This window comes from Microcystis sp. M_QC_C_20170808_M3Col (genome assembly GCF_007095505.1).
Taxonomy (GTDB): Bacteria; Cyanobacteriota; Cyanobacteriia; order Cyanobacteriales; family Microcystaceae; genus Microcystis.
In genome coordinates this window covers 1-4,632 of the sequence record NZ_SFBY01000081.1, presented here as the reverse complement: position 1 = coordinate 4,632, position 4,632 = coordinate 1, and the positions used below count along the sequence as shown (strand labels likewise).

Sequence of the window (4,632 nt, the reverse complement as noted above, 5' to 3'; positions counted from 1 at the left end):
TCTTGATTATACCTGATAACGTTCTTAAAATCTATCGGTGGCAAAAGTTACTTATGTTAGTTATCTAGCTACGGAAATGAGTAACTTGAAAAAGTTTTAGGTAGGTTTTTGGTTTCTGTAGTTAAGCCTAATTTTTTCCGATTAAATCCCCAAAAACTAGGCTTTAAGCTGCCCGTACACCCAATTAAGGCTGCATGGCAGCCTTTTTAGTGATCAGTGAACAGTAACCAGTAATCAGTGGGGGAGTGGGACAGTGGGGAAGTGGGGAAGTGGGGAGAAGGGAGCAGGGAGAAAAAAGCTGATAACTGATAACTGATAACTGAAGACCGACTGCCCCAAACGAAAACTTTGTACCTCACTATTAAGATAACTTCTATATCTTTAGACTGATAAATGCTCGATTCGCTTAATATTTTTTAACATAAAATATGCTCTTTGATTGCTGTAATTGGTTCCCTAGAAGTCAAGCTAATGAGTTATGATACTAGGTAGGAATCCATAGTTCTTAGAGGAGGAAAGCGGGGCAATCTCAATGTTTTGCCCACCGACAAGACCATGATTTTGGTGTTTTAAAAATCTCGCATAAGTCTTTAAGAACGTTTAAAATCAGCATTCACACAGGAGGGATATTATGACAGGTAAGAGTAAACGCGGTTTTGCCTCTATGGATCAAGCTAAACAACGGGAAATCGCTAGTAAAGGTGGTAAAGCGGCTCATCAAAAAGGTACAGCCCACGAATTTACCTCCGAAGAAGCTCGCGAAGCGGGACGAAAAGGTGGTGAAGCGGTTAGCCGAGATCGCGCCCACATGGCAGCTATCGGACGGGAAGGGGGCAAAAATTCTCACAAAGGCAGTCGCAAAAACTCAAACTCCGAAGAAAATTCCCCAGCCAACGAGTCTATAGGTGAAAACTCCTCAGATTTTAGCAACTCGGAGGCAAATAGTTGACTTTGGTTGACTTTTTCTCGGGCTGAGAGGGTGTTGGGTGTTAGGTGTTAGGTGTTGGGGTTTTAGGGTTTTAGGGTTTTAGGGTTTTAGTTGAATTCTCCCATTTCCCCATTTCCCCATCCCCCCATTTCCCCATTTCCCCATCCCCCCATTTCCCCATCCCCCAATAAATACTTAAGGTTCGATACTGACAATCCAAGTGCCAACGTAGAGACGGACGGGAATATTGCCAGAGGCAATCACATCACAGGTAAAGTAATAAGTGCCTAATTCAGGATTTCTGACATTAGACATGACGATTTCAACTTTGCTGGTCGGATCGATCGGTTGTTCGGGGACAATTTGAATAATGCGACTATCCTTATCCCAAACCACTTCCTTTAAAGGTAAAGATTTGTTGTTGATGCGTACCTCGATTTTATTGGTGTCAAACTGGCCGTTAAAATAATCGGGATAGGAAATAAAAAAAGCCGCGGCCCCTTGGGAGAGTTTTTTCGGGGGAATATAGAGTTTATAACGATCCATTTGCTTGGGACGACCACCGAATTGCAAGAAATAATCTAAGATATCCTTGCGATCGACTCCGCTAAAAATGGTTAGGCCGGGGTTGCCATTGGCTAAAGTTATTTTTGGTAAAATAATCCCCGCACCCACAGCTAAAGATAGAGCAATTAAAGCGGGTGCTTTAGCATATTTAATTACTTTTGTCAAGACTTTTAACATAAATTTTAACCCAAAGTGAGGGGGATGGTGACAGCCACAAGGAGACTAATACAGTTCAACTGTAACAAAACCCGCTCGTTTCTTACCTAGACCTTTGCCAGTCCGATAAGTGTCTTGATTAACGCTTCATCGCTCGCGCCATATCCCGTTGATCTTGACGACGTTTCAAATCTTCGCGTTTATCGTGTAATTTCTTGCCTCTACCGAGGCCAATGCTGATTTTTACCCAACTACCTTTAAAATACATCTTCAAAGGCACAAGAGTTAAGCCTTTCTGTTCCACTTGACCGATGAGTTTGCTGATTTCCTTTTTGTGCATCAACAATTTTCTCGTCCGGCGCGGATCGTGATTAAAATATTCGCTACTCTGTTCGTAGGGGGAAATATGAACATTAATTAACACCGCTTCACCATTGCGGACTAAAACGTAACCATCCCGCAGGTTTACCTTACCAGCACGCACAGATTTAACCTCGGTACCGAGCAACTGCACCCCCGCTTCAAAAGTCTCTAAAATCTCGTAGAGATGGCGCGCTTGCCGGTTATCACTGATAATTTTGATTTTGTCGTCTTGATTGGCCATATAGTCAAGTGAAAAGTGAAAAAGCTGTTGGGTGTTGGGGTGTTAGGGTTTTAGGGTGTTGGGGTTTTAGGGTTTTAGGGTGTTAGGGTGTTGGGGTTTTATTTGAAATTCTCCATTCCCCCCCGCAACGCGCACGAAGTGGTCTCCCCATTCCCCCATTCCCCCATTTCCCCATCTTACTCGCTCTTTTGCTCTCTCTGGACTGACTGCTTGCCGCTCTTTGGTGATCACTGGCCTTGTCAGGGGGAACGAGAAGGGAGAAAATGAGAGCAGTGTTAAATTTTTATGAAGTTTGGTTCTGTGGACAAAATTCGTACTGTTTCCGATAGTAAGCGTGATTTTTATACTCGCCACACCCGCCCCATCAATTCGGTGTATCGGCGCGTGGTTGAGGAATTATTAGTCGAGATGCACCTGCTCTCCGTTAATGTAGATTTCCATTATGATCCAATTTATGCCCTTGGTGTGGTTACTTCTTTCGAGAAGTTCATGGAAGGCTATCGTCCGGGGGAGGATAAACCGAATATTTTTAATGCTTTGTGCCAAGCGGTTAACGGTAATCCCGAAGTCTATCGTCGTGATGCCGAAAATATGATCGCTATTGCCAAAGAAACTAATATTGATTCCTTGCTTTCCCAACTGCAAAACCCTGCTATGGGTGGTAACAATCAGTTGTCTGATAGTTTAGTTTCGGTTATCAACGCGCCTAAGTTTAAGTATAGTCGCCTGTTTGCCATCGGTCTCTATACAATTTTGGCGGAAGCACAACCAGAGATGATCAAGGAAAAAGAAAAACGCGAACAAATTTTGCAAAAGTTCTCAGAAATTCTCCATCTCTCCAGCGAGAAACTGCAAAAAGACCTCGATGTTTATCGCGGTAATCTTGATAAAATGGATCAGCTGCTCAAGGTTATCGAAGATGCCTTAGAAGCAGAAAAGAAAAAACGTCAACAAAAAGAACAGGAAAAACAAACCACCCCGCAATAAAGGCTCTCAACCGGAAATTACCGCGTGCAGACAAGGGAATGGGGAACAGAAAAAGGATTAAATCGGCTCTCTTTCTTTACTGTTCCTTCTGACCTCGTTCTACAATTAAGATCGGCAACCCTTAATATTTATCTCCCGTGACTAACTCCTCCATCACCGCACCCGTAACCGATATTTTGGCCAAAGCGCGGTCAGGGGCGAATTTATCGGCGAAAGAAGCGATTATCTTGCTAGAAACTACCGATAACCGTTTAATTGTCCAGATTCGGGAAACTGCCGACTTTTTGCGTCGTCAACAGGCAGGAGATACCGTCACCTACGTGATCAATCGCAACATTAATTTTAGTAACATTTGTGAGCAGCATTGCAGTTTTTGTGCATTCAGACGCGATGAAAATGAAGAGGGAGCATTCTGGCTTAATTTAGAGGAAATTATCGCTAAAGCGGCGGATGCTGTCCGTCGTGGGGCGACAGAAATTTGTATGCAGGGAGGATTAAACCCAAAAGCCAAGATTAAGGGTAATTCCTTAGACTATTACCTCGAAATTGTTAAAAACCTGAAAAAAACCTTTCCCGACCTGCATTTACACGCTTTTTCGCCCCAAGAAGTCCAATTTATTGCTAGGGAAGACGGTTTAAGTTACGAAAAAGTCATCGCTTCCCTGCAAGAAGCAGGAGTGAATTCTCTCCCGGGGACGGCTGCCGAGGTGTTAGTCGATGAGGTAAGACGGGTAATTTGTCCAGAAAAAATCGATGCCGCCACTTGGTTAGAAATAGTCGGTATTGCCCATCGCTTGGGGTTACATACCACCAGTACCATGCTCTGCGGTCATATTGAAACCCCTAGCCAACAGGTGCAGCACCTTGAAAAAATTAGAAAACAGCAAGAAATCGCCCTAGAAAATAATTATCGGGCTAAAATCACCGAATTTATTTTATTGCCTTTTGTGGGACAATCAGCCCCCAAACCCCTGAGAAATCGAGTCGGACGAGATCAACCAATCTTAGCCGATACATTAAAATTAACGGCAGTGGCGCGGATTTATTTGGGCAATAGCATTAAAAATCATCAACCCAGTTGGGTAAAATTGGGCTTACAGGGGGCGACAGAAGCTTTAGACTGGGGTTGCAACGATCTCGGTGGCACTCTCATGGAAGAACATATTACCACTATGGCCGGGGCCCTGGGCGGTACTTGTTTGACCGTCGAGGAATTAGAAACGGCGATTAAATCCCTCGATCGCCCCGCCCGTCAACGGGGTACAATCTATTAACTAGGGCTTGCTGAATAATGGTAAAACCCTTTTAAAATAAAGCTTTTGACCTGTTAAAGTCCGATGTTAGTGCAAGAAAATAGGATTGGGACTTTCAAAAACCTTGCATTATCCTT

Annotated in this window: 6 protein-coding genes; 3 read left to right on the top strand and 3 right to left on the bottom strand. The window is 43.7% G+C overall.

Translation table 11 applies throughout. The annotated features are described in order from the left end of the window. The first annotated feature begins 631 nt into the window (after nt 1-631). Nucleotides 632-949 (top strand): KGG domain-containing protein, encoded by a 318-nt coding sequence (locus tag EWV84_RS04130; RefSeq protein WP_286827003.1) that lies wholly within the window; start codon nt 632-634, stop codon nt 947-949. Nucleotides 950-1,123: 174 nt separating this feature from the next. Here EWV84_RS04130 and EWV84_RS04125 read toward each other — a convergent pair whose 3' ends face one another. The 3 genes from EWV84_RS04125 to EWV84_RS04115 form a co-directional block, all read right to left on the bottom strand. Then, entirely contained in the window at nt 1,124-1,672 is a 549-nt protein-coding gene (locus EWV84_RS04125) for a DUF2808 domain-containing protein (RefSeq protein WP_286827002.1), read from the bottom strand. Between the two features lie 118 nt (nt 1,673-1,790). Next, on the bottom strand, nt 1,791-2,255 hold the full coding sequence (smpB, locus tag EWV84_RS04120; RefSeq protein ID WP_004162719.1) for an SsrA-binding protein SmpB: 465 nt from the start codon (nt 2,253-2,255) through the stop codon (nt 1,791-1,793). A 66-nt stretch (nt 2,256-2,321) separates the two neighbouring features. Then, nucleotides 2,322-2,486: a hypothetical protein gene (locus EWV84_RS04115; protein WP_287076621.1), complete on the bottom strand. Its 165-nt coding sequence runs from the start codon at nt 2,484-2,486 to the stop codon at nt 2,322-2,324. Between the two features lie 69 nt (nt 2,487-2,555). On the opposite strand from EWV84_RS04115, the gene psb29 reads away from it, so the two are divergent. Together psb29 and cofH are read left to right on the top strand one after the other, a co-directional pair. Beyond that, a complete protein-coding gene (gene psb29, locus EWV84_RS04110; protein WP_287076623.1) occupies nt 2,556-3,242 on the top strand; it encodes a photosystem II biogenesis protein Psp29 in 687 nt (228 codons plus the stop codon). A 137-nt stretch (nt 3,243-3,379) separates the two neighbouring features. Beyond that, entirely contained in the window at nt 3,380-4,516 is a 1,137-nt protein-coding gene (gene cofH, locus EWV84_RS04105) for a 7,8-didemethyl-8-hydroxy-5-deazariboflavin synthase subunit CofH (protein ID WP_287076619.1), read from the top strand. The last annotated feature ends 116 nt before the right edge of the window (nt 4,517-4,632 follow it).

Bases quoted from the DNA above. Each gene is read 5' to 3' on its own strand.
- EWV84_RS04130 (WP_286827003.1), top strand. From the start codon at position 632: ATGACAGGTAAGAGTAAACGCGGTTTTGCCTCTATGGATCAAGCTAAA.
- EWV84_RS04125 (WP_286827002.1), bottom strand. From the start codon at position 1,672: ATGTTAAAAGTCTTGACAAAAGTAATTAAATATGCTAAAGCACCCGCT.
- smpB (WP_004162719.1), bottom strand. From the start codon at position 2,255: ATGGCCAATCAAGACGACAAAATCAAAATTATCAGTGATAACCGGCAA.